General features: G+C 37.1%; 23 protein-coding genes and 2 other annotated features. Of the genes, 9 read left to right on the top strand and 14 right to left on the bottom strand.

Annotated features, from left to right (window positions below):
* Window positions 1-8: 8 nt before the first annotated feature.
* Genes polX through zapA form a run of 3 tightly spaced genes read right to left on the bottom strand, consistent with a single transcriptional unit; the run spans window position 9 to window position 2,593 of the window.
* Window positions 9-1,727 (bottom strand): DNA polymerase/3'-5' exonuclease PolX, encoded by a 1,719-nt coding sequence (polX, locus tag AC1Q8M_RS16375; RefSeq protein ID WP_000867533.1) that lies wholly within the window; start codon window positions 1,725-1,727, stop codon window positions 9-11.
* A 55-nt stretch (window positions 1,728-1,782) separates the two neighbouring features.
* A complete protein-coding gene (locus tag AC1Q8M_RS16370; protein WP_000565409.1) occupies window positions 1,783-2,322 on the bottom strand; it encodes a CvpA family protein in 540 nt (179 codons plus the stop codon).
* A gap of 1 nt (window position 2,323) precedes the next feature.
* A complete protein-coding gene (zapA, locus tag AC1Q8M_RS16365; protein ID WP_000082701.1) occupies window positions 2,324-2,593 on the bottom strand; it encodes a cell division protein ZapA in 270 nt (89 codons plus the stop codon).
* A 125-nt stretch (window positions 2,594-2,718) separates the two neighbouring features.
* Here zapA and rnhC point away from each other — a divergent pair, with 125 nt between their 5' ends.
* From rnhC to AC1Q8M_RS16350, 3 genes are all read left to right on the top strand, one after another.
* Window positions 2,719-3,654 carry a ribonuclease HIII gene (rnhC, locus tag AC1Q8M_RS16360; RefSeq protein ID WP_000071572.1) on the top strand — a complete coding sequence of 312 codons (936 nt, stop codon included), beginning with the start codon at window positions 2,719-2,721 and terminating at the stop codon, window positions 3,652-3,654.
* 116 nt (window positions 3,655-3,770) lie between these two features.
* Window positions 3,771-4,049 carry a hypothetical protein gene (locus tag AC1Q8M_RS16355; protein WP_000924589.1) on the top strand — a complete coding sequence of 93 codons (279 nt, stop codon included), beginning with the start codon at window positions 3,771-3,773 and terminating at the stop codon, window positions 4,047-4,049.
* 11 nt (window positions 4,050-4,060) lie between these two features.
* Window positions 4,061-4,288: a hypothetical protein gene (locus AC1Q8M_RS16350; protein WP_071713960.1), complete on the top strand. Its 228-nt coding sequence runs from the start codon at window positions 4,061-4,063 to the stop codon at window positions 4,286-4,288.
* Window positions 4,289-4,330: 42 nt separating this feature from the next.
* Here the strand turns inward: AC1Q8M_RS16350 and AC1Q8M_RS16345 are convergent, their stop codons facing one another.
* The 5 genes from AC1Q8M_RS16345 to AC1Q8M_RS16325 all read right to left on the bottom strand — a co-directional run bounded on the left by AC1Q8M_RS16345 (window position 4,331) and on the right by AC1Q8M_RS16325 (window position 11,000).
* Window positions 4,331-4,465: a YuzL family protein gene (locus AC1Q8M_RS16345; RefSeq protein ID WP_000039592.1), complete on the bottom strand. Its 135-nt coding sequence runs from the start codon at window positions 4,463-4,465 to the stop codon at window positions 4,331-4,333.
* Window positions 4,466-4,557: 92 nt separating this feature from the next.
* Window positions 4,558-5,949 (bottom strand): asparagine--tRNA ligase, encoded by a 1,392-nt coding sequence (gene asnS / locus AC1Q8M_RS16340; RefSeq protein WP_000432187.1) that lies wholly within the window; start codon window positions 5,947-5,949, stop codon window positions 4,558-4,560.
* Between the two features lie 52 nt (window positions 5,950-6,001).
* Window positions 6,002-6,253, bottom strand: a binding site (T-box leader).
* A 154-nt stretch (window positions 6,254-6,407) separates the two neighbouring features.
* Window positions 6,408-8,828 (bottom strand): phenylalanine--tRNA ligase subunit beta, encoded by a 2,421-nt coding sequence (gene pheT, locus AC1Q8M_RS16335; protein WP_000498194.1) that lies wholly within the window; start codon window positions 8,826-8,828, stop codon window positions 6,408-6,410.
* 18 nt (window positions 8,829-8,846) lie between these two features.
* The gene (pheS, locus tag AC1Q8M_RS16330) at window positions 8,847-9,881 is read right to left on the bottom strand and encodes a phenylalanine--tRNA ligase subunit alpha (protein ID WP_000388222.1); all 1,035 of its coding nucleotides are present in this window, start codon (window positions 9,879-9,881) and stop codon (window positions 8,847-8,849) included.
* A gap of 44 nt (window positions 9,882-9,925) precedes the next feature.
* Window positions 9,926-10,154 (bottom strand) — a binding site (T-box leader).
* Between the two features lie 48 nt (window positions 10,155-10,202).
* Window positions 10,203-11,000 carry a TrmH family RNA methyltransferase gene (locus AC1Q8M_RS16325; RefSeq protein WP_001986644.1) on the bottom strand — a complete coding sequence of 266 codons (798 nt, stop codon included), beginning with the start codon at window positions 10,998-11,000 and terminating at the stop codon, window positions 10,203-10,205.
* Between the two features lie 82 nt (window positions 11,001-11,082).
* Between AC1Q8M_RS16325 and sspI the strand changes: the two genes are divergently transcribed.
* From sspI to AC1Q8M_RS16300, 5 genes are all read left to right on the top strand, one after another.
* Window positions 11,083-11,292 (top strand): small acid-soluble spore protein SspI, encoded by a 210-nt coding sequence (gene sspI, locus AC1Q8M_RS16320; protein ID WP_000009509.1) that lies wholly within the window; start codon window positions 11,083-11,085, stop codon window positions 11,290-11,292.
* Between the two features lie 176 nt (window positions 11,293-11,468).
* Complete coding sequence (locus AC1Q8M_RS16315; protein WP_072940436.1) at window positions 11,469-12,026, top strand: HD domain-containing protein; 558 nt, start codon at window positions 11,469-11,471, stop codon at window positions 12,024-12,026.
* Between the two features lie 290 nt (window positions 12,027-12,316).
* Window positions 12,317-13,030, top strand: coding sequence for a CPBP family intramembrane glutamic endopeptidase (locus AC1Q8M_RS16310; protein ID WP_072940433.1), 714 nt, complete (start codon window positions 12,317-12,319; stop codon window positions 13,028-13,030).
* A 186-nt stretch (window positions 13,031-13,216) separates the two neighbouring features.
* On the top strand, window positions 13,217-13,588 hold the full coding sequence (locus AC1Q8M_RS16305; protein WP_000491395.1) for a hypothetical protein: 372 nt from the start codon (window positions 13,217-13,219) through the stop codon (window positions 13,586-13,588).
* A 38-nt stretch (window positions 13,589-13,626) separates the two neighbouring features.
* Window positions 13,627-13,983, top strand: a complete 357-nt coding sequence (locus tag AC1Q8M_RS16300) for an ammonia permease (RefSeq protein WP_098855684.1) — start codon at window positions 13,627-13,629, stop codon at window positions 13,981-13,983.
* A gap of 21 nt (window positions 13,984-14,004) precedes the next feature.
* Here AC1Q8M_RS16300 and AC1Q8M_RS16295 read toward each other — a convergent pair whose 3' ends face one another.
* Both AC1Q8M_RS16295 and AC1Q8M_RS16290 read right to left on the bottom strand, forming a co-directional pair.
* Entirely contained in the window at window positions 14,005-15,804 is a 1,800-nt protein-coding gene (locus tag AC1Q8M_RS16295) for a DHA2 family efflux MFS transporter permease subunit (protein WP_000095294.1), read from the bottom strand.
* Window positions 15,805-15,816: 12 nt separating this feature from the next.
* Entirely contained in the window at window positions 15,817-16,470 is a 654-nt protein-coding gene (locus AC1Q8M_RS16290; protein WP_001071420.1) for an HlyD family secretion protein, read from the bottom strand.
* A gap of 297 nt (window positions 16,471-16,767) precedes the next feature.
* Here AC1Q8M_RS16290 and AC1Q8M_RS16285 point away from each other — a divergent pair, with 297 nt between their 5' ends.
* A complete protein-coding gene (locus AC1Q8M_RS16285) occupies window positions 16,768-17,385 on the top strand; it encodes a TetR/AcrR family transcriptional regulator (RefSeq protein WP_000023672.1) in 618 nt (205 codons plus the stop codon).
* A gap of 40 nt (window positions 17,386-17,425) precedes the next feature.
* On the opposite strand, the gene AC1Q8M_RS16280 is transcribed toward AC1Q8M_RS16285, so the two are convergent.
* The 4 genes from AC1Q8M_RS16280 to rpmI form a co-directional block, all read right to left on the bottom strand.
* On the bottom strand, window positions 17,426-18,511 hold the full coding sequence (locus AC1Q8M_RS16280; RefSeq protein WP_000163555.1) for a M42 family metallopeptidase: 1,086 nt from the start codon (window positions 18,509-18,511) through the stop codon (window positions 17,426-17,428).
* A gap of 70 nt (window positions 18,512-18,581) precedes the next feature.
* Window positions 18,582-19,073: a dUTP diphosphatase gene (locus AC1Q8M_RS16275; RefSeq protein ID WP_000365050.1), complete on the bottom strand. Its 492-nt coding sequence runs from the start codon at window positions 19,071-19,073 to the stop codon at window positions 18,582-18,584.
* 432 nt (window positions 19,074-19,505) lie between these two features.
* On the bottom strand, window positions 19,506-19,862 hold the full coding sequence (rplT, locus tag AC1Q8M_RS16270; RefSeq protein ID WP_001138362.1) for a 50S ribosomal protein L20: 357 nt from the start codon (window positions 19,860-19,862) through the stop codon (window positions 19,506-19,508).
* A 37-nt stretch (window positions 19,863-19,899) separates the two neighbouring features.
* Complete coding sequence (gene rpmI / locus AC1Q8M_RS16265) at window positions 19,900-20,100, bottom strand: 50S ribosomal protein L35 (RefSeq protein WP_001125945.1); 201 nt, start codon at window positions 20,098-20,100, stop codon at window positions 19,900-19,902.
* Between the last annotated feature and the right edge of the window lie 11 nt (window positions 20,101-20,111).

Genomic DNA, 20,111 nt, shown 5'->3' with positions numbered 1-20,111 from the left:
CCCTTGTGTTACTTATTACGTTTAATATAGTCTAATAAACGTTCAATATCCCATGTGTTAATCACGTTATCTTTTTGAATCCAACCTTTACGTGCTGCAGCTACACCTGTTTCCATATCTTCTAACATTTCAAGTGTATGAGCATCCGTATTAATCGCTACTTTTACACCAGCATCTTGTGCTTGTTTTAATAATTTCGCGCTTAAATCTAGACGGTTCGGATTCGCATTTAATTCTAAAACTGTATTTGTCTCTTTTGCGAGTTCAATTAATAAATCTGTATCTACATCATAACCCTCACGGCGCCCGAGAAGACGTCCTGTCGGATGGGCAATCATTGTGACATGTTTATTCTCAAGTGCAGTACGCAGACGCTTCATAATCGTTTCACGGTCTTGTGAGAAGCTAGAGTGAATCGCTCCAATGACATAGTCTAATTCTTCTAATACTTCATCATCAAAATCAAGAGAGGCATCTGGTAAAATGTCCATTTCAATTCCGCGTAAAATTGTAATGTCTGGATACTTTTCATTCATACGTTCAATTTCTTTCGCTTGCTCACGAAGACGCTCTTTCGTTAAACCATTCGCTACTTTCAAATATTGCGAGTGATCAGTAATCGCCATAAACTTGTATCCACGAGCACGGCACGCTTGTACCATTTCTTCAATAGAAAAAGCACCGTCACTCCAAGTTGTATGCATATGTAAATCACCTTGTATATCGGAAAACTGAATTAAGTTCGGATACTCTTTAATTAATTCAATTTCTTTTCCATCTTCACGCACTTCTGGCGGAATAAATGGCAGACCGAAATGAGCGAAGAAGTCTTCTTCAGTCTCAAATGTTTTCACTTCACCTGTTTCCAAGTTCTCTACACCGTACTCACTAATTTTCTCGCCTTTATCTTTTGCGATTTGACGCATTTTTACGTTATGGTCCTTTGATCCTGTGAAATGGTGAAGAGTTGTAATAAACTCTTCTGGTTTTACTAAACGAAAATCGATTGAAATATCATATTCATATTGAAGACGGACAGAAACTTTTGTATCTCCACTTGCGATTACTTCAATCATATTATCGAATTGTAGTAAATGCTCACGTACCGCTGCTGGTTCTGTCGTTGCAATGATAAAATCTAAATCTTTCACTGTCTCACGAACACGGCGTAAGCTACCAGCGCGAGAGAAACGAATGACTTCAGCAATATTCGACAATTTCTCCTCTATTTCCCCGGCAATAGGTAATACCATCGCAATTGGTAAACGCTCTGGACGAGAGCCTACTTGATCGATTGCTTCTAATATTTTCTCTTCTGTCTTCTTACCGAAACCTGCTAAAGCCTGTACTTTATTTTCCTCACAAACAGCTTTTAGCGATTCCATGTCAACAACACCAAGTTCTTTATATAACTTAGCCACCTTTTTACCACCAAGTCCTGGTAGTTTTAATAACGGCAATAAGCTACTTGGTACTTCTTTCTCAAGTTCTTGTAATACTTCAGATGTTCCCGATTCTATATATTCTTGAATAACGGCTGCTGTTCCTTTTCCGATTCCTGGAATCTTTGTGAAATCTTCAATTTCAGAAAGACTACGATCGTCACTTTCTAATGCTGCTGCCGCTTTACGAAATGCAGATATTTTAAATGGATTCGCACCCTTTAGTTCCATAAAAAGCCCGATTGTCTCTAATAATTTGATAACTTGTTTTTTATTTACTTTCATCATTGCCCCGCCTTTCTTTCATAGAAAAAAACTTCTCTTTCCGAAAAAAGAGAAGTTATACTCTGCTACCTGTCTGCCATAGTTCCTTCACCTTTTCAGATAGAATCGGTGTATCGTCTACAATTATTTTGCTAATTGATGATTTTTGTAATGGTGTTTGTACTTGTTCAATCGGAAGAATATTTCCAATGATAATTAAGACAAACAAAATAATATATACTTCTAAAAATCCGAGGATTGCCCCCGCAAACGCATTTACTTGCTTTAAAACCGGTATTTCTGCAAACATATTTAACAAATTACCAAGTAATGAAAGTGCAATTTTAGTGATAATAAACAATATGATAAACGCAAGCGCTTGATAAAATACTGTCTCAATATTATTTGCATCAATCCATTCTGGAACAGATACGTTTTTATCAAATGGATACGGAATAAATTTCGCAAGTGCTGGCGCTAAATCTTTACAGTACCAGTATGCAACAAGGTATGCGATAATAAAGCTTGTTAACTTTACAAGTTGCAGAATAAACCCTCTGCGTAAACCGAGGAAAAATCCCATAACAAGCAGTAAAATGATAATAATATCAATCATGTTATTCCATTCCTTTTTTTGTCATACTTTCTTTCAATTTCTCATGTTCTTCTTTTAATTTTATGTAATCGTGTATGACGTTTACCGCCGTCAATACCGCTAGTCTACTCGTGTCAAGCGAAGGATTCTTGGCATTGAGTTCGCGCATTTTATCATCCACAATCGCTGCTACCATGCGGATATGACTTGTACTTTCATCGCCAACAACTGAATATTGCTGACCATAGATTTCTACATTAATTCGACTTTTCTTTCCCTTTTGTTGTGACAACTCACCGGCCTCCAATCACGTACAGAATCCTAAAGTTTATCATACCATGAACCTTCATAATATGGAAACAGAAAGAACAATCCGATATGATAAAAATAACAATATAAAAAAAAGGGGCGACCATTATGTCAAATTCTATCGTAATTCAAACAAATTCTACAGTAATTGAAGACATGAAACAACAATATAAACATTCGCTTAGCCCAAAAATTCCACAAGGCGGAATCTTCATGGCCAAGGTACCATCTTGCACAATTACAGCGTATAAATCTGGAAAAGTAATGTTCCAAGGAGGCCGCGCTGAAGCAGAAGCTTCTCGTTGGCAAACTGTCTCTCAAACACCGAAAACAGCTGTAAAAAAATCTGTCGATTCCCATCGTTATGCGCCGCCCGCTTCCATCGGTACAATGTCTATTGTAGGGTCTGATGAAGTTGGTACGGGAGATTTCTTTGGACCGATGACAGTCGTTGCTGTATATGTGGATGCAAAGCAAATTCCACTACTAAAAGAACTTGGTGTAAAAGACTCTAAAAACTTAAATGACGATCAAATTACTGCCATTGCGAAACAACTTCTACACGTTGTTCCTTACAGCTCCCTTGTCCTTCATAATGAAAAATATAACGAGCTATTTGATAAAGGAAACAACCAAGGTAAGTTAAAAGCTTTACTACACAATAAAGCTATTACAAACTTATTAGCTAAAATGGCACCTACAAAACCTGAAGGCGTCTTAATCGATCAATTCACACAACCTGATACATACTATAAATATTTAGCAAAACAAAAACAGGTACAGCGTGAAAATGTTTATTTCGCTACGAAAGGTGAAAGCGTCCATTTAGCAGTAGCCGCTGCTTCTATTTTAGCTCGCTACTCATTCGTAAAACAGTTTGACGAACTAAGTAAAAAAGCTGGTATGCCACTTCCAAAAGGTGCTGGTAAACAAGTTGATATCGCTGCTGCTAAATTAATTCAAAAGCTTGGTAAAGAACGATTACCTGAGTTTGTGAAACTGCATTTCGCTAATACGGAGAAGGCGCTTCGCTTATTAAAATAGTATCGACAAAAACAGGAGCCTACAAACGCCTGTTTTTTGTTTCACCCTACTATTGTCCTTATAGTTTTGTTATAATTATAATATACAGATTATTCTAACAAAAGAGGAGATCCCCATTGCTACTTATACAAATGATTCTAAATATTTTACTAGGCGATCCACACGAAAGACAGTTTGAAATTAGGGAAAACATTCAGCTATTAAGTGAACAACGAGCGTTCAACGATTTAATAGAGCGCTATGGCCGATCTTTCTTATTAAACTTTCGGATTCGAAAATTTATCGGGAAACACGATGCTCGCTCGTTAATACATAATCCAGCAAAACTACAACACTTCTGTGAGGAACTTGAATGTATGATTAGAAAGAGGAGGTTTTTCATACGAACGCTGTAAAAGTTAAAAAGATATTATATGTTTTCGTACACCTCGTAGGCCCACTTTCTTACTTCACTATTTCTACCATTTGGGGAGCTTTTTTCACTACTAAATCCACATTCGAAAATATATCTGATAATCTTGGCGTGATGGCCATCTATTACGTGTTCATGAGTTTACTGTGGTTTTTCTATTTCGATCGATTAGACAAAGATGTCGATAACATTACAAAAGAAATTAACGATAAGAAGATGTAATACATGAAAAAAGGAGAGTCGCCAAGACTCTCCTTTTTTATGTTAGCTTCGTTTCTGCTTCTTATTTGATGAAGGTACTTTATGTGAACCTGTTTCATGTGTCGTCGTTCCTTGTCCTTCTACTTCTGGAGAACCAAGGCTTGACCTTGAATGATCTTTTTTCACTTTTTTACTCATTTATATTCACCCCTTCGCGTTACTTTTTGCTACGGGGTCATAAACTATGCAAACAAAAAAGCGAGAGGAAATCCTCTCGCTTTTTTCATATTTTAGAACTCAGAAGAACCTGGAGTTCTTGGGAATGGAATTACGTCACGGATGTTAGCCATACCAGTGATGTACATTAGGAAGCGCTCGAAACCTAGACCGAATCCAGCGTGTTTTGTACCGCCGTATTTTCTAAGTTCTAAGTACCACCAGTAGTCCTCTTCGTTCATACCTAATTCTTTAATTCTGTCTACTAAAACGTCCATTCTTTCTTCACGTTGACTTCCGCCGATTAATTCGCCGATGCCAGGAACTAGAAGGTCAGTAGCAGCTACTGTTTTTCCATCTTCATTCATACGCATGTAGAACGCTTTAATGTCTTTCGGGTAGTCAGTTACGAATACAGGGCGTTTGAAGATCTCTTCTGATAAGTATCTTTCATGCTCTGTTTGTAAGTCAATACCCCATTCTACTGGGTATTTGAAGTCAGCACCTGATTCTTGAAGTACTTTAATTGCTTCTGTATATGTGATGCGACCGAAGTCAGAGTTAATCACGTTGTTCATACGCTCTAGAACTGTTTTATCAACGAAGCTGTTGAAGAAGTCCATCTCTTCTGGTGCATGCTCTAATACATATTTCATTGCATATTTCAGCATATCTTCTGTAAGATCCATTACATCGCCTAACTCAGCGAATGCAATCTCAGGCTCAACCATCCAGAACTCAGCAGCGTGGCGAGTTGTGTTTGAGTTTTCCGCACGGAATGTAGGTCCGAATGTATATACATCACGGAATGCTAATGCATAAGCTTCAGCGTTCAGCTGTCCACTTACTGTTAAGTTTGTTTCTTTACCGAAGAAGTCTTTTGATTCATCAACTTTTCCGTCTTCACCTTTTGGTAGGTTATTTAAATCTTGCGTTGTTACGCGGAACATTTCGCCAGCACCTTCTGTATCACTACCAGTGATGATTGGTGTGTGAACATGTACAAATCCACGCTCTTGGAAGAACTGGTGAATCGCAAATGCTGCGATAGAACGTACGCGGAACGTTGCAGAGAATGCATTTGTTCTTGGACGTAAGTGAGCGATTGTACGTAAGTATTCAAACGTATGACGCTTCTTTTGAAGTGGGTAATCAGAATCTGATAAGCCCTCGATATCAATTTTTTCTGCTTTAATTTCAAATGGTTGCTTCGCTCCAGGCGTTGCAATTACTTTACCTTCTACTTTCACCGAAGAGCTAAGTGGAAGCTTTGCAATTTCTTTAAAGTTCTCTAATTCTGTATCGAAAACGATTTGAACGCTTTTGAAGAAGCTACCGTCGTTTAATTCGATGAAACCAAATGCTTTTGAATCACGTAAGTTACGAATCCACCCTGATACTTGTACTGTTTGACCTGCATACTTTTCTGTATCTCTATACAGACTTTTTACTAATGTGTTTTCCATAGTGAAATTCTCCTTTGCTGATATATTTAAATACAAAAAAACCTTTCATCCATAAAGGGACGAAAGGTTAAACTTCGCGGTACCACCCAATTTGTCATAAAGACCAACTTTAACTCGTATGTAATACATACTTCCCGGTTTGTAACAGGCCGGATTCCCGTCTAAGTCTACTCTTGAATACAAGATTCAATTTCGGTTAGCAACTCCAAGGTGTTCTTCACATATACCGCCTCATCAGGCTCTCACCGCCCCTGACTCGCTTTGGATTATAGTATATACTACTTTTCCTTATCATCGTCTTTCATTTTGTTAAACTAAAATTAATGTACTACATTCGAGAGAAAGATGCAAGATGCCAGAAAATATATAAGCGATTTTTGTAATATATCGACTTACCGACATCTGTCGACGATTGTGCAATAAAAAAAATTGCCGGAATGAATCCGGCAATTTTCTAATTACTTACGTAACTCCGCACCAAATTTCTCTTCTACCGTTGTTAATACACGGTTATGCGCTTCTGTTACTTCTTCATCTGTTAACGTACGTTCTGCATCGAAGTAAGTCATAGAGAATGCAAGTGATTTCTTGCCTTCTTCCATTTTTTCACCTTCGTATAAGTCGAATAATGTTACATCTTTCAGAAGTTCTCCGCCAGCTTCAGCAATAACTTGCTTCATTTCACCAGCTTTTGTTTCTTTTGTTACTACAACAGCCATGTCGCGTGTCATAGATGGGAAACGTGGAATTGCTGAGTAGTAAGTTTCTTCAGCGTCTGCACCGAATACTTTTACAAGAGATAATTCAAATACGAATGTATTTTTCACATCTAATTGTTTTTCTGCTTCTGGGTGCAATTGACCGATGAAGCCAATTACTTCGCCATCTAATACGATGTCAGCTGTACGGCCTGGGTGCATACCTTCACGTTTTGCTGGTGCATATGTGATTTGGTTTGAAACGCCAAGTACGTCGAATAGTCCTTCTAGTACACCTTTCACAACGAAGAAGTCTACTACTTTCTTCTCACCTTGCCATGCATGGTGAAGAGCAAGACCTGTCATAACACCTGCAAGGTGTTGTTCTTCTTTCGGAAGTTCTCCTGCTTCTGTTGGTAAGAAGATAGAACCTACTTCGTACAAAGCAACGCTGTCGTTTTTACGAGCAACATTGTATGAAACTGCTTCTAGCAATTGTGGCACTAAGCTTAAACGAAGTTGGCTGCGCTCTTCGCTCATTGGAAGCGCAAGGTTTACAGGTGCTTTTTCGTTTGGCTCAACCATATATTGTTTCGCTTTGTCAGCGCTTGTTAATGAATACGTGATTGCTTCATATAAACCAGCACCCTCTAAGAAGCGACGTACTTTACGACGTTTCGTTTGTGCTGATGTTAATTTACCACGAGTCATTGTTCCAAAAGGTAATGTAACTGGAATGTGGTCATAACCGTATAGACGGCCCACTTCTTCTACTAAGTCTTCTGAAATTGTAATATCAGGACGACGTGCTGGTACATTTACATGGAATGTTCCTTCTACTTCTGTGAATGGGAATTTCAAGTTTGTAAACATTGTACCCATTTCACTCGCAGAAATATTTGTACCTAATACACGGTTTACTTTTTCAGCAGTAACAGATACTGTACGCTCTTGTACTTGTAAGTTGTCAGCTTCTACTACACCTTCAAGCGCTTCACCGCCAGCATATTTCGCCATTAAAGCAGCTGCGTGTTGAATTGCTTCAAATGTACGTGTTGGGTCGATTCCTTTTTCGAAACGTGCACTTGATTCACTACGAAGACCTAAGTCTTTTGATGTACGACGCACTGTTTGACCTGCAAAGTATGCAGACTCAATTAGAACGTTTACTGTCTCATTTGTAACTTCAGAATCCGCTCCGCCCATTACACCAGCAACAGCTAAGGCTTTTGTTCCGTTTGTAATTACAAGGTGGTGGCTTTGTAATGTACGCTCTTGATCATCTAACGTTTCAATTTTTTCGCCTTCTTTTGCAAGACGAACAACGATTTCCTTTGAACCTAATTTATCGTAATCGAATGCATGTAACGGTTGACCGTATTCCATCAAAATGTAGTTTGTAATATCAACTACGTTGCTAATTGGACGAATGCCAGCTGCCATAAGACGAGTTTGCATCCACATTGGTGATGGACCAATCTTTACGTTTTTAACCATTTTTGCAATGTATAATGGGTTTTCTTCTTTCGCTTCTACACTTACAGAAATATAATCAGAAGTTTTTTCTGCTGTTTCTTGTAATTCGATAGCTGGAAGTTTTACTTCGCGGCCGTAAATAGCAGCCACTTCATATGCAACACCTAACATGTTTAAGCAATCTGCACGGTTTGGTGTTAAACCAAGCTCAAGTACTTCATCGTGTAAGTTTAAAATTTCAAGTGCATCTGCACCAACTTCAGCGTCACTTGGGAAGATGAAGATACCATCTGCATATTCTTTTGAAACTAACTTTCCATCAATGCCAAGCTCTTGAAGAGCACAAACCATACCGTGAGAAGCTTCACCACGTAGTTTTGCTTTTTTAATTTTGAAGTTACCAGGAAGTACAGCACCAACTTTTGCAACTGGTACTTTTAAACCTTTTGCAATGTTAGCAGCTCCACAAATAATTTGAACTGGCTCTTCTTCACCGATATCGATTAAGCATTTGCTTAATTTATCAGCTTCTGGGTGTTTTTCACATTCTAATACGTGACCAACTACAACACCTTTTACACCTTTATTTAATACTTCAACGCCTTCTACTTCAATACCACTTTTCGTGATTTTGTCTGCTAGTTCTTGTGCTGTTACATCTTTAATATCTACATACTCTTGTAACCAACGATATGATACGAACATATTTATCCTCTCCTTCCCTTACGCTCGTTTGAATTGTTGTAGGAAACGTACATCATTTGTATAGAAATGACGAATGTCATCTACGCCGTATTTCAACATTGCGATACGCTCTGCGCCCATACCGAATGCGAAACCTTGATATTCTTTTGAATCATAACCAGCCATTTCAAGTACGTTCGGGTGAACCATACCTGCGCCTAAAATTTCAATCCAGCCAGTTCCTTTACAAGTGCCGCAACCTTTGCCATGACACATCATACAAGAAATATCCATCTCTACAGATGGCTCTGTGAATGGGAAGAAACTTGGACGAAGACGGATTTCACGATCTTCACCGAACATCTTTTTCACGAATACTTGCAGTGTACCTTTTAAGTCACTCATACGAATGTTTTTATCAATTACAAGACCTTCAATTTGCATGAACTGATGTGAATGCGTCGCATCATCATCATCGCGGCGATACACTTTACCAGGACAGATAATTTTGATTGGGCCTTTTTCTTTATTATTTTCCATCGTACGTGCTTGCACAGAAGATGTATGTGTACGTAGTAACGTTTCTTCTGTAATGTAGAATGTATCTTGCATGTCACGTGCTGGGTGATCTTTCGGTAAGTTTAGTGCTTCGAAGTTGTAGTAGTCTTTTTCTACTTCTGTTCCTTCAGCTACTTCATAACCCATACCGATGAATACATCTTCAATTTGTTCAACAACAGCTGTTAACGGATGGTGACAACCTGTTTCAACAGGACGACCTGGTAATGTAACATCAATTGTTTCCGTAGCTAATTTCGCTTCAATTACTGCTTTTTCTAAGTTGCTAATTTTGTCTTCTAGACGCGTTTGAATCGCTTCACGTACTTCATTCACTAATGCTCCCATACGTGGACGCTCTTCTGCTGATAATTTTCCCATGCCGCGTAACACTTCTGTAATTGGACCTTTTTTTCCTAAATACGCTACGCGTACGTCGTTTAAGCCCTTTAGCTCTTTCGCTTCTTCAATAAGCTCTAACGCTTTTTGCTTTAGCTCTTTTAAACGTGCTTCCATTTTGGAACCCTCCTAATTTTAAAAATAAAAAAACCTCGCTCCCAAAAAGGGACGAGGTAAATTCGCGGTACCACCCTAAATTGACAGAACAAGTCTGCCCACTCATTAGTTATAACGATCAATTCTGACCGGAACGCCTTTACATATATATGGTCCTGGCGTCAACTCCAGAGGTGAATTCACTTCCGTCTACCATAAGAATGCTTTCAGTCTACGGCATTCTCTCCCTATATGGCGATTTTGTAAGCTACTCTTCTCTATCAACGTTTTTCGTTATTTAACTTTTAATATAATGTACTTCAACTTATTATAAGAAGTTTTTTATTTGTTCGCAACCGGGCTTTGCAAATAATACGTTAAAATCCCTGCTGCAACCGCAACATTTAATGATTCTGCCCCACCGTAAATCGGAATATACAAGTTTTGATCCGTTTTTGCAAGAATTTCTTGGCGTACGCCATTTCCTTCATTTCCAACAATTAATGCAAAACTTCCAGCCGGAGTTACTTCACCATACGGAACTCCATTTTCAAGAGCTGTTCCATATACAGGAACGTTATTTTCTTTTAACTTGTCTACCCATTCTTCTAAGTTCCCTTTTACAATTGGCAAGTGGAAAATAGAACCTTGTGTAGAGCGGAGTACTTTACTATTGTAAACATCAACACAACCTTCTCCAAGCACAACGGCGTGAATACCAGCTGCATCAGCTGTACGAATAATTGTTCCTAAATTACCTGGGTCTTGCAGGCCATCTAATAAAAGGAATTTACCATCAGTAAGAGCTACTTCTTTCTCATGCTTCTCACAAACAGCAAATACACCTTGCGTCGTTTCTGTTTCACGAAGTATTTTTACAATCGCCTCAGGCACGATATACATTTCCACATCATTAACTGTCCAATCCTTCGGAAGGTCTGTCTGATCTGAAACGATAAGTTCTGTTACAATTCCTGCCTTCAGAGCTTCCTCGACTAAGTGAAATCCTTCTACAAAAAATAAACCTTTTTTATCGCGTTCTTTTTTCGTTTGCAGCTTTTTCCACTGCTTTACACGCGGATTTTGTACTGAATCAATGTTTTTCATAATATGTATTTCCCTCTCTTCTTGTCTTATCATTATAGCCTATTTTTCATACATATTTACATAAAAAAGAACAAAAACTAACGTCAGTTTCAATTCTGAAGAAGAGGTGAAAGCAATGAGTTTTAATTTACGCGGTGCCGTATTAGCGAATGTATCTGGTAATTCACAAGATCAATTACAAGAAACAATTGTCGATGCAATTCAAAGCGGTGAAGAAAAAATGCTTCCAGGTCTTGGCGTTTTATTTGAAGTCATTTGGAAAAACGCTGATGAAAATGAAAAGCACGAAATGTTAGAAACACTAGAGCAAGGATTAAAAAAATAAGCAATTTGAAAATCACCTTCGCATAAGCTAAGGTGATTTTTTTACGAAAAAAATTTTTCTTCTCCTAAACATTTCTACTTTACTAACGAACTATGATGGAGTACAATGTTCAAAATACATTTAAACCGATCGATTTTTCTTCGTATACATCATTAGATAAAAGGAGTGAATGTTTTATGCACCGTATTACGCTTGAACAAGTTTTTAAACATCACATTACACAAAAATACGTAAACCGTTCTGGAATGGTCCACGCGATCGCTGTCGCTTACCATGCGTTTCACCTAGCCAAAAAGCATCACGCCTCAGTCGATGCTGCAACAAAAGCCGGTTTCCTTCATGATATCGGACATCATACGTGGTACACAGGCGGCGAATGGGACTATGACTTATATAAAAAGAATGATATCCATGCAATTAAAGGTGCTGAAAGAGCACATAAATTGCTTATTAGATTAGGAGAACATCCAAAACTAGCAAAAGAAATTTCTATCGCAATTCTTCTGCATACAGATTCTTTCTTAGTGGAACAAGAAATTGAAAGAACATCTCTTCAAAACATTATTAAATGGGCAGACGAAGCAGATGAAGAACCAGGCGGAGCTCATCATTATAGAACGATTTCTTATGAAAAAGCACTTAAAGCTATTCAGCAATTAGATCGATTGGTAGAGCGTGAATTGCAAATAGAGCAAGCCAAATTGAATAACAAGACAGAACATAGTTATCAATGAGAAAGAGGCATCACTACAGGGTGATACCTCTTTTATTATTTTATGGAAAATAAACCTTTATCCCGCATTAACGGGCAGTAAGACCCCCACCTCGAAATTCAGCAAAGACGAGGAAGTTAGGTGGGGAATCAACTGCCCGTAAAAGCCCGATTGGTGAGGGCTGATAATCAGTGGGGGATGAACCTCCCCAATGATTAAAGTTTCACTTTATATGTAATATTTAAATGTTACATTCAAAAATATTTTACTTTATAATTAAATATACAAATATAAAAGAGGTGATTTTACAAATGCAACCCGCTACACAGCTTCCTAATGAACAAAAACACTCGATGTCATGGGGACAATTTATTAGCTCTGTTTTATTCGCCTTTTTTGGAACTGGACTTATTACTGTGTTCCTCGCAATGCCATTAACAATTTATACAGCAGGTCTTACAGATAAAAAACAAGTTGCCCTGTATGAATCTATTGCAAATACTGCAAGTACCGTATTACAACTAGCTGTATTGTTATTCTTCATTTTTAAATTCGAACCCGCAAAAAAATTACTACTAAAATCTTTTAACTTTAAAACACTGAAAGAATGGCGCACATACGTATACTTACTTCTTTTCTTCGTTATCAACATCATACTCAATTACATCTTGTTAAATTATGTGTTCCAAGACGCAACAAAGCAGCAATCTTCCGCACTAAGCTTAGACGTCTTTAAGCAATATCAAATATTATTACTTCTCAGCTTTGCAATACTCACACCCATTTTTGAAGAACTTATTTTCCGTGGTTTTATACTTCGCTTCTTCTCAGAACGCTTTCCATTTTGGATTGCAGCCATCGTAACAAGTTTCTTCTTCGGTATCGCTCATACATACTCACTTGGGGTAATGGTAATTACTTTCTTTATGGGATTATTAATGGCCATTTTATGTAAAAAAACAAAGTCCATTATTCCAGCTATGTTATTTCATATTATAAATAACATGTTGGCATTCTTGAGTTAAAAAGGGGTATCATCGCGATACCTCTCTTTACTCTTTTATCATAACTTCAAACCCTTCTACGGTTACGTTTTTGATAATCCGTATCGTTATTACCCATTTCCTTCAATTTATATATACTCATTAATAATATCCAAAATAAACCTCATGTAGTAAAATATAACTTAATTCACATGAAGGAGTTTACATATGTTCAGTATTATTTGGATGCTTTTCACGCCACTTCTCTTACTATGCGGGATTGCTGGTGGTATTTTTTTAATAGTAACAGGGATTAAATATCGGAAATTACTCGTTGGTTTAATGGGGCTACTTAGCCTATCCTTTGTCACACTACCTTTTGTTCTTTTAAGTGTAGGGATTCATATCGATACAATTTTCCCGATTCCAACTGCTCTTTACTGGACCCTATTTTCTTTAACTGGATTATTAGCAGGGGTAAGTGGAGTACAAGCCAAAATTAAAAGTATACGTAATATGGGATTCATTATTTTTACCATTGGAATATTAGGTGTTATCTTCTGGGAGCTCATGTCTGTAGGTGATTCATTCTATATATAATATTTTTTAGCAACCTACAAATCGGAGGTAATACAGAAGTGTTTGGAATATTAACTTGGATGATTTTAGCTCTTACTTTAATGTTATGCGTATTTATCGTTGGTATTTTTTTAATTATTTATGGTATTAAATATCATAAATCACTCACTATTATAGCTGGTTTAATTAGCATATTATTTATCGTTGTTCCTATCGTTTGTATAGGTTCTGGAATAGATTTAGAGGGGATGGTTCCAATTTATGGAAATTTATATTGGTGCTTCTTCTCTTTAGCTGGACTATTAGCTATTATAAGCGGCAGACACATGTCAAGTATTCGTTCTATGGGGATAATTTTGTTTCTAGCAGGGCTGTGCTTCGTAACTGGTTATCATTTTTTATATCTCACTCTATAAAAAGACAAAAAAGCAGGGAAATTAATTCCCTGCTTTTCTATTTTGTTTATTGCCTGATGGTAAGAAGAACGATAACACCCAAGCAATCCCTGCAAGTATCGTTGCAATTAAGAAGGCATCGTTAATACCGTTAATTGCAGATAGCTTTGAAATTTGTCCATATAATAGTTGTGTGCTCATCGCGTCTCCTGCTTGAGCTGATCCAGCTAAGGCCGCTAAGCTTTGACCCATGCCGTGTACTTTATCAACTAAAATTGGGTTTGATGTTGTTAACATGTTGCCGTAATCTGCTACGTGAGCAGTCGTTTGTTGCGTCATAAGTGTAATTAAAATCGCTGTTCCGATTGAACCCGCTACTTGTCTTGACGTATTTTGCGTTGCTGTACCGTGAGAAATTAATTTCATCGGCAGCGCGTTCATACCAGCTGTCATAATTGGCATCATAATGAATGACATACCAATTGAACGTATAATATAATCCGTCATAATAACGCTATACGGTGTATCCATCGATAATTTTGTAAATTCATATGTCGCATACGTCGTAATTGCCAATCCAATTATCGCTAATGGACGAATGCCATATTTATCGAATAATTTACCCGCCACTGGTCCCATGATCCCCATAATTAATGATCCTGGAAGAAGTAGTAAACCAGATTCAATTGGCGTAAAGCCACGAATGTTTTGCAGATATACTGGAAGCAATAACATACCTCCGAATAATGCCATCGTAACGATTGCGTTAATTACTAAAGTAAAAGTAAATACTGGATATTTAAATACTTGTAAATCAAGCATTTTATTGTCCGTTGTTAACTCTCTCCAAATAAATAACGCTAAACCAATTACACCGATAACAAGTGAAATAATGACTTCTGCACTAGTCCAACTATTATTTCCAGCTTCACTAAATCCGTACAATAAGCTTCCTAGTCCAATACTTGAACTAACCACACCGAATATATCTAATTTCGTTTTAGACACTGGCTGAGCTAGTGTAAAGAATTTTAAAGATAGGAACGTAATAATTAAACCAATAATAAACATCGCATAGAACATTAAGTTCCAGCTATAGTTTTCAATCACCCAACCTGTTACAGTTGGTCCGATAGCTGGCGCTAAAATCATCGCTACACCTAGTAATCCCATCGCCGCTCCGCGTTTATGAGGCGGGAATAACGTCATAAAGATATTCATACCAACCGGCATTAAAATACCCGCACCAACTGCTTGAATTACGCGACCTGTCATCATCATTGTAAAGTTTCCTGAAGTAGCACAAATGATAGATCCTACCGTGAAGAATAACATTGCTGCTACGAATAATTTACGATACGTAAATCGTGAAACTAAAAAGGCACTAATCGGTACTAAAATACCATTTACAAGCATGAAGCCTGTAATTAACCATTGTGCTGTTGAAGTTGATACATTAAATTCATTCATTAACGGAGGTAATGCAACGTTAATGATTGTTTGGTTTAAAATAGAAACGAACATGCCGAGAATTAATACAGCTACAACTGCTTTTACGTTCACATTCTCTACAGGCATAGACATTTGTTTTTTCGGCACTTCTTTTTCTTGTTTTACTTCTTCTTGCTTTCCTGTTTCTAACTCAACTACATTAGAAATTTCCGATTCTTGCTTTCGTTCAATTTCTTTCTCTTCTGTTTCAACTTTACTTACTTCTATTTTACTTACGGCTGGGACTTGTTCTTCTCCCATTTTCGTTTTTTTCTTTCGTAAAAGACGATTTACAAGGAAGAAGACGATTATACAAAATAGTGCATATCCTGCAATTACAATTGAGGACATCTCATCTCCCCCTTACTTATGAATACGAACTGTCACATTCATGCCAGGAACAATATTTACTGATTTGCTATGATCTAAAGAAACTTTAACTGGTACTACTTGTGTTACTTTCGTATAGTTCGCTGTTGCGTTGCTTGATGGCAACATAGAGAATGTATTCGCTGTTGTTAAGCCAACTTGTTCTACTTTTCCTGTTAACGTTGTATCTGGGTATGCATCTACATACACATCTACATCTTGACCTTTTTGAACATCATCAACATCTGTTTCTTCAATGTTTGCTGTTACCCATAAATTGTTCATATCAAATGCATAAGCAATCGGGCTACCTGCTCCAACGAAAGCATTTGTTGTTGCGTTTGATTGTACAACTGTTGCATTTTGTGGAATTGTTACATCTACTGTTTGTTCTCCATTAGCTGCCGCTACAGTAACAGTACCTAATTTATCGTTCTCATTATAATTTTTTCCTACTTCAGCTTTCCAGTCAGTTAGTTTACCTGCTACTGGTGAAGCAACCGGAATTACCTTTCCATCAATCTTTGCATTGTCTGTTTTTAAGTAATTTTCCGTTTGATTGTAATAGTAATAACCGCCAATACCGCCGCCAACTAGTACAATTAATGTGATAATGTTGATAATTACCATTCTTCGAAACTGATTCATTGCATTCCTCTCCTTATATCGCATATAATTTTTTTCTAAACTATTTATGTCCTTATTGTTTAGATTGTTTAATTGTTAATTATATTAACCTTTTAACAAAAAAATCACACCATCTGCAGCGTAAATCGAAATTTATCTACCTGCGAGCGGTGCTGATTTCTGAAGGACTATCGTTTATAATTATAAATAATTATTTTGAATCTACAACCGACAATTTACGTATGAAATGTCGTTTAAACAACAATATAATACCAATATGTTGTTTAAGTACAGAAAATTAAACGAGGGGAAATAAAAATGTCTATTAAAAATACAAATGATCCACGTGTAAAACGGACGAGACAACTCATACAGGATGCTTTTGTCGCTTTAGTAGGCGAAAAAGGTTTTGAAAATGTTACTGTTCAACATATTGCAGAACGCGCTCCTGTAAACCGCGCTACATTTTATAGCCATTACCACGATAAATATGACTTACTAGACAAAAGCATTGAAGAAATGTTAGAAAAGCTAACTGAAGTAATTAAACCGAGAAATAGAAATAAAGAAGATTTCCAATTAACATTTGATTCGCCACATCCAAGTTTTTTGGCCTTGTTCGAACATATTGCAGAAAACACTAACTTCTATAACGTCATGCTTGGTGATAAAGCTGCCGGAAACTATACGTATAAGATGATGAAAGCAATTCAAACGCATTTAACATTAAGCCTCTCTATTTCACAACCTAACGATGAAAAACTAATGGTTCCACGCGATATTCTCATTAGTTATGTTACTGGTGCCCATCTAGGGATGATTATGTCATGGCTTAAAAGAGGAATGATATATACCCCGCATTTTATGGCGATGCAATTAACTCGTTTAATTATTTTAGGCGCTCATACTGCAGCGGGATTAGAACGGCCTTTTTAAAACATAAAAAAGCGAAGGAGAATCTCCTTCGCTTTTTCTATTAATTAAATGTAATGTTATGTACAGCCTCTTTATCAAGACGTTTAATAACTTCTACAATTAACTTCACTGCATTTTCATAATCATCACGATGTAACATTGCCGCATGAGAATGGATATAGCGCGTTGCAATTGTAATTGCCATAGAAGGAATACCATTTACAGCAATGTGAATCGCACCCGCATCCGTTCCTCCGCCCGCTACTGAATCATATTGATACGGGATTTGTAATTCATCAGCAACATCAACTACGAAATCACGTAAACCTGTATGTCCAATAACAGAAGCATCATATAAAATGATTTGTGGTCCATCGCCCATTTTACTTTGCGCTTCTTTTGACGTTACACCCGGTGTATCTCCAGCGATACCAACATCTACTGCGAACGCGATATCTGGTTTAATATAATTCGCAGATGTTTTTGCGCCACGAAGACCAACTTCTTCTTGTACAGTTCCAACGCCGTATACAACGTTTGGATGCTTTTCATCTTTTAGTTGTTTTAATACGTCAATTGCAATTGCACAACCGATTCGGTTATCCCACGCTTTTGCAAGTAACATTTTTTCGTTCTTCATCACTTGGAATTCAAAGTACGGTACAACTTGATCTCCTGGTCGTACGCCCCACTCCATCGCTTCTTCTTGGCTAGAAGCACCGATATCGATGAACATGTCTTTAATTTCAACTGGCTTTTTACGAGCTTCTGGAGGTAAAATGTGCGGTGGTTTTGAACCAATTACACCTGTTACATCTCCTTTACGCGTTACAATCGTCACGCGCTGTGCAAGCATAACTTGTGACCACCAGCCACCAACCGTTTGGAAGCGAAGGAAACCTTTGTCATCGATTTGTGTAATCATAAATCCAACTTCATCTAAATGACCTGCAACCATAATTTTCGGGCCGTTTTCTTCCCCTACTTTTTTCGCAACTAAACTCCCTAAATTATCAGTAGAAAGTTCGTCCGCAAACGGCTCGATATATTTCTTCATTACTTCACGTGGTTCACGTTCGTTACCAGCAATACCACGTGCATCCGTTAATTCTTTTAGCATTGTCAATGTCGCGTCTAATTTTGTCATTGCCAACACCCTCCTTTTTCTTCAGTCAATTCATTATACAATAATTAAATTGAAATATTCAAAAATTAAATTAGTATCCTTGTGTTTGACGCTGATGATTTACCTCATTTTTATCTAAATATGCTTTTTCAATCTCTTCTTGCTCAAATTCAAGTGCTTGTCCAAGTCGAAGATAGCTCGTAAATAATTCAATATAGTTTGTAATAGATGGTTGATCTGTAAAACGAATTACTTTCGCATATGTGTCTAAGAAAATTTCCACTTGTGTTTTATTCGTTTGTGCACATTTATAGAATAAGAAGTTTTTATCAATACCTAAATCAATTCCGATTGATAAAATAAAATGCAAACCATCTACGTATTCTTCTAATATTACTTCACGTTCCGAAGCTGGTTTGTTGCTCCAATATTTAAAACAACGTGTTTCATTTGCAAGTTCACCAATTTCTACAAGAAGAGCTAACATTTTTTCTTTTAACAATTTTTTCGGTTGTAAGTCATGTTCTTTTGCAATACGGTCATCTAATTCTTTTTGTAATTTAAATAGTTGTAGTAAGTCCATTCTATTGTCCTCCTCCAACATCGCATTTTACGCAACAATGTTGTTTCATCTCAAAGTTCATTATTATGTTTCAGTTCTTATGAATAAGTCAGCTATCTACCTCTTTATAAAATAGCTTGTCCTTAATTTGCAAATACGTTTCAGTCATCACTCTTAAATTGTTCATCTGATGAAAGTTCCATATCATCTTTCCATTATAGCAGTGTCGTTTCGGCTAGGAAAGATACTCTTCTTTCCAAACGTGCATAATTAAAAAAAGCCAGGAGGATTCTCCTGACTTCATATGTATATTCTTCTATATCGCTATAGTTTTTACGTTGATTTTGTCATATCGATAACAACACATCCGTTAATCTTTAGAACTTCAAACTTCTCTCTGAACACAAACAAAAAACCTTAGAAGAAAATTCTTCTAAGGTTTCAACTAATTAATTAGTTAATGTTGTTTTTTGCAACTGTTGCTAATTCAGCGAAAGCTTTTTCGTCATGAACAGCTAAGTCAGCAAGCATCTTACGGTTAACTTCGATGCCAGCATTTTTAAGACCGTGCATTAAGCGGCTGTAAGAAAGACCATTCATACGAGCTGCTGCGTTGATACGTGTAATCCATAATTTACGGAAGTCACGTTTCTTTTGACGGCGGTCACGGAATGCATACATTAGAGATTTCATAACCTGTTGGTTAGCAACCTTGAATAATGTATTTTTTGAACCGTAGTAACCTTTTGCTAATTTAATTACTTTTTTACGACGTTGACGAGTAACTGTACCACCTTTTACTCTTGGCATAATATTACCTCCTAATTGTTCTATATATCAGCCGAACTTATTTTAAGTTGTCAAGCATTTGACGAATGCGTTTGAAGTCACCAGCGCTTACTACACCAGCTTTACGTAGTTTACGTTTAGCTTTTGTAGATTTGTTAGCGAATAAATGGCTTGTGTAAGCGTGAGAACGTTTCAGTTTACCTGATCCAGTCTTTTTGAAACGCTTTGCAGCGCCGCGATGAGTTTTTTGTTTAGGCATAGGTATTTCCT

The sequence above is a fragment of the Bacillus sp. GW823-FHT06A10 genome (genome assembly GCF_058795375.1).
This window is presented reverse-complemented; position numbering and strand designations above follow the sequence as displayed.

Bases quoted from the DNA above. Each gene is read 5' to 3' on its own strand.
- asnS (WP_000432187.1), bottom strand. From the start codon at position 5,949: ATGGAAAACACATTAGTAAAAAGTCTGTATAGAGATACAGAAAAGTAT.
- AC1Q8M_RS16280 (WP_000163555.1), bottom strand. From the start codon at position 18,511: ATGACAAAATTAGACGCGACATTGACAATGCTAAAAGAATTAACGGAT.
- AC1Q8M_RS16275 (WP_000365050.1), bottom strand. From the start codon at position 19,073: ATGGACTTACTACAACTATTTAAATTACAAAAAGAATTAGATGACCGT.
- AC1Q8M_RS16295 (WP_000095294.1), bottom strand. From the start codon at position 15,804: ATGTCCTCAATTGTAATTGCAGGATATGCACTATTTTGTATAATCGTC.
- AC1Q8M_RS16310 (WP_072940433.1), top strand. From the start codon at position 12,317: ATGCAACCCGCTACACAGCTTCCTAATGAACAAAAACACTCGATGTCA.
- rpmI (WP_001125945.1), bottom strand. From the start codon at position 20,100: ATGCCTAAACAAAAAACTCATCGCGGCGCTGCAAAGCGTTTCAAAAAG.
- AC1Q8M_RS16345 (WP_000039592.1), bottom strand. From the start codon at position 4,465: ATGAGTAAAAAAGTGAAAAAAGATCATTCAAGGTCAAGCCTTGGTTCT.
- AC1Q8M_RS16305 (WP_000491395.1), top strand. From the start codon at position 13,217: ATGTTCAGTATTATTTGGATGCTTTTCACGCCACTTCTCTTACTATGC.
- AC1Q8M_RS16315 (WP_072940436.1), top strand. From the start codon at position 11,469: ATGCACCGTATTACGCTTGAACAAGTTTTTAAACATCACATTACACAA.
- sspI (WP_000009509.1), top strand. From the start codon at position 11,083: ATGAGTTTTAATTTACGCGGTGCCGTATTAGCGAATGTATCTGGTAAT.
- rnhC (WP_000071572.1), top strand. From the start codon at position 2,719: ATGTCAAATTCTATCGTAATTCAAACAAATTCTACAGTAATTGAAGAC.
- AC1Q8M_RS16285 (WP_000023672.1), top strand. From the start codon at position 16,768: ATGTCTATTAAAAATACAAATGATCCACGTGTAAAACGGACGAGACAA.
- pheS (WP_000388222.1), bottom strand. From the start codon at position 9,881: ATGGAAGCACGTTTAAAAGAGCTAAAGCAAAAAGCGTTAGAGCTTATT.
- AC1Q8M_RS16370 (WP_000565409.1), bottom strand. From the start codon at position 2,322: ATGATTGATATTATTATCATTTTACTGCTTGTTATGGGATTTTTCCTC.
- AC1Q8M_RS16290 (WP_001071420.1), bottom strand. From the start codon at position 16,470: ATGAATCAGTTTCGAAGAATGGTAATTATCAACATTATCACATTAATT.
- AC1Q8M_RS16325 (WP_001986644.1), bottom strand. From the start codon at position 11,000: ATGATAAGACAAGAAGAGAGGGAAATACATATTATGAAAAACATTGAT.
- polX (WP_000867533.1), bottom strand. From the start codon at position 1,727: ATGAAAGTAAATAAAAAACAAGTTATCAAATTATTAGAGACAATCGGG.
- rplT (WP_001138362.1), bottom strand. From the start codon at position 19,862: ATGCCAAGAGTAAAAGGTGGTACAGTTACTCGTCAACGTCGTAAAAAA.
- pheT (WP_000498194.1), bottom strand. From the start codon at position 8,828: ATGTTCGTATCATATCGTTGGTTACAAGAGTATGTAGATATTAAAGAT.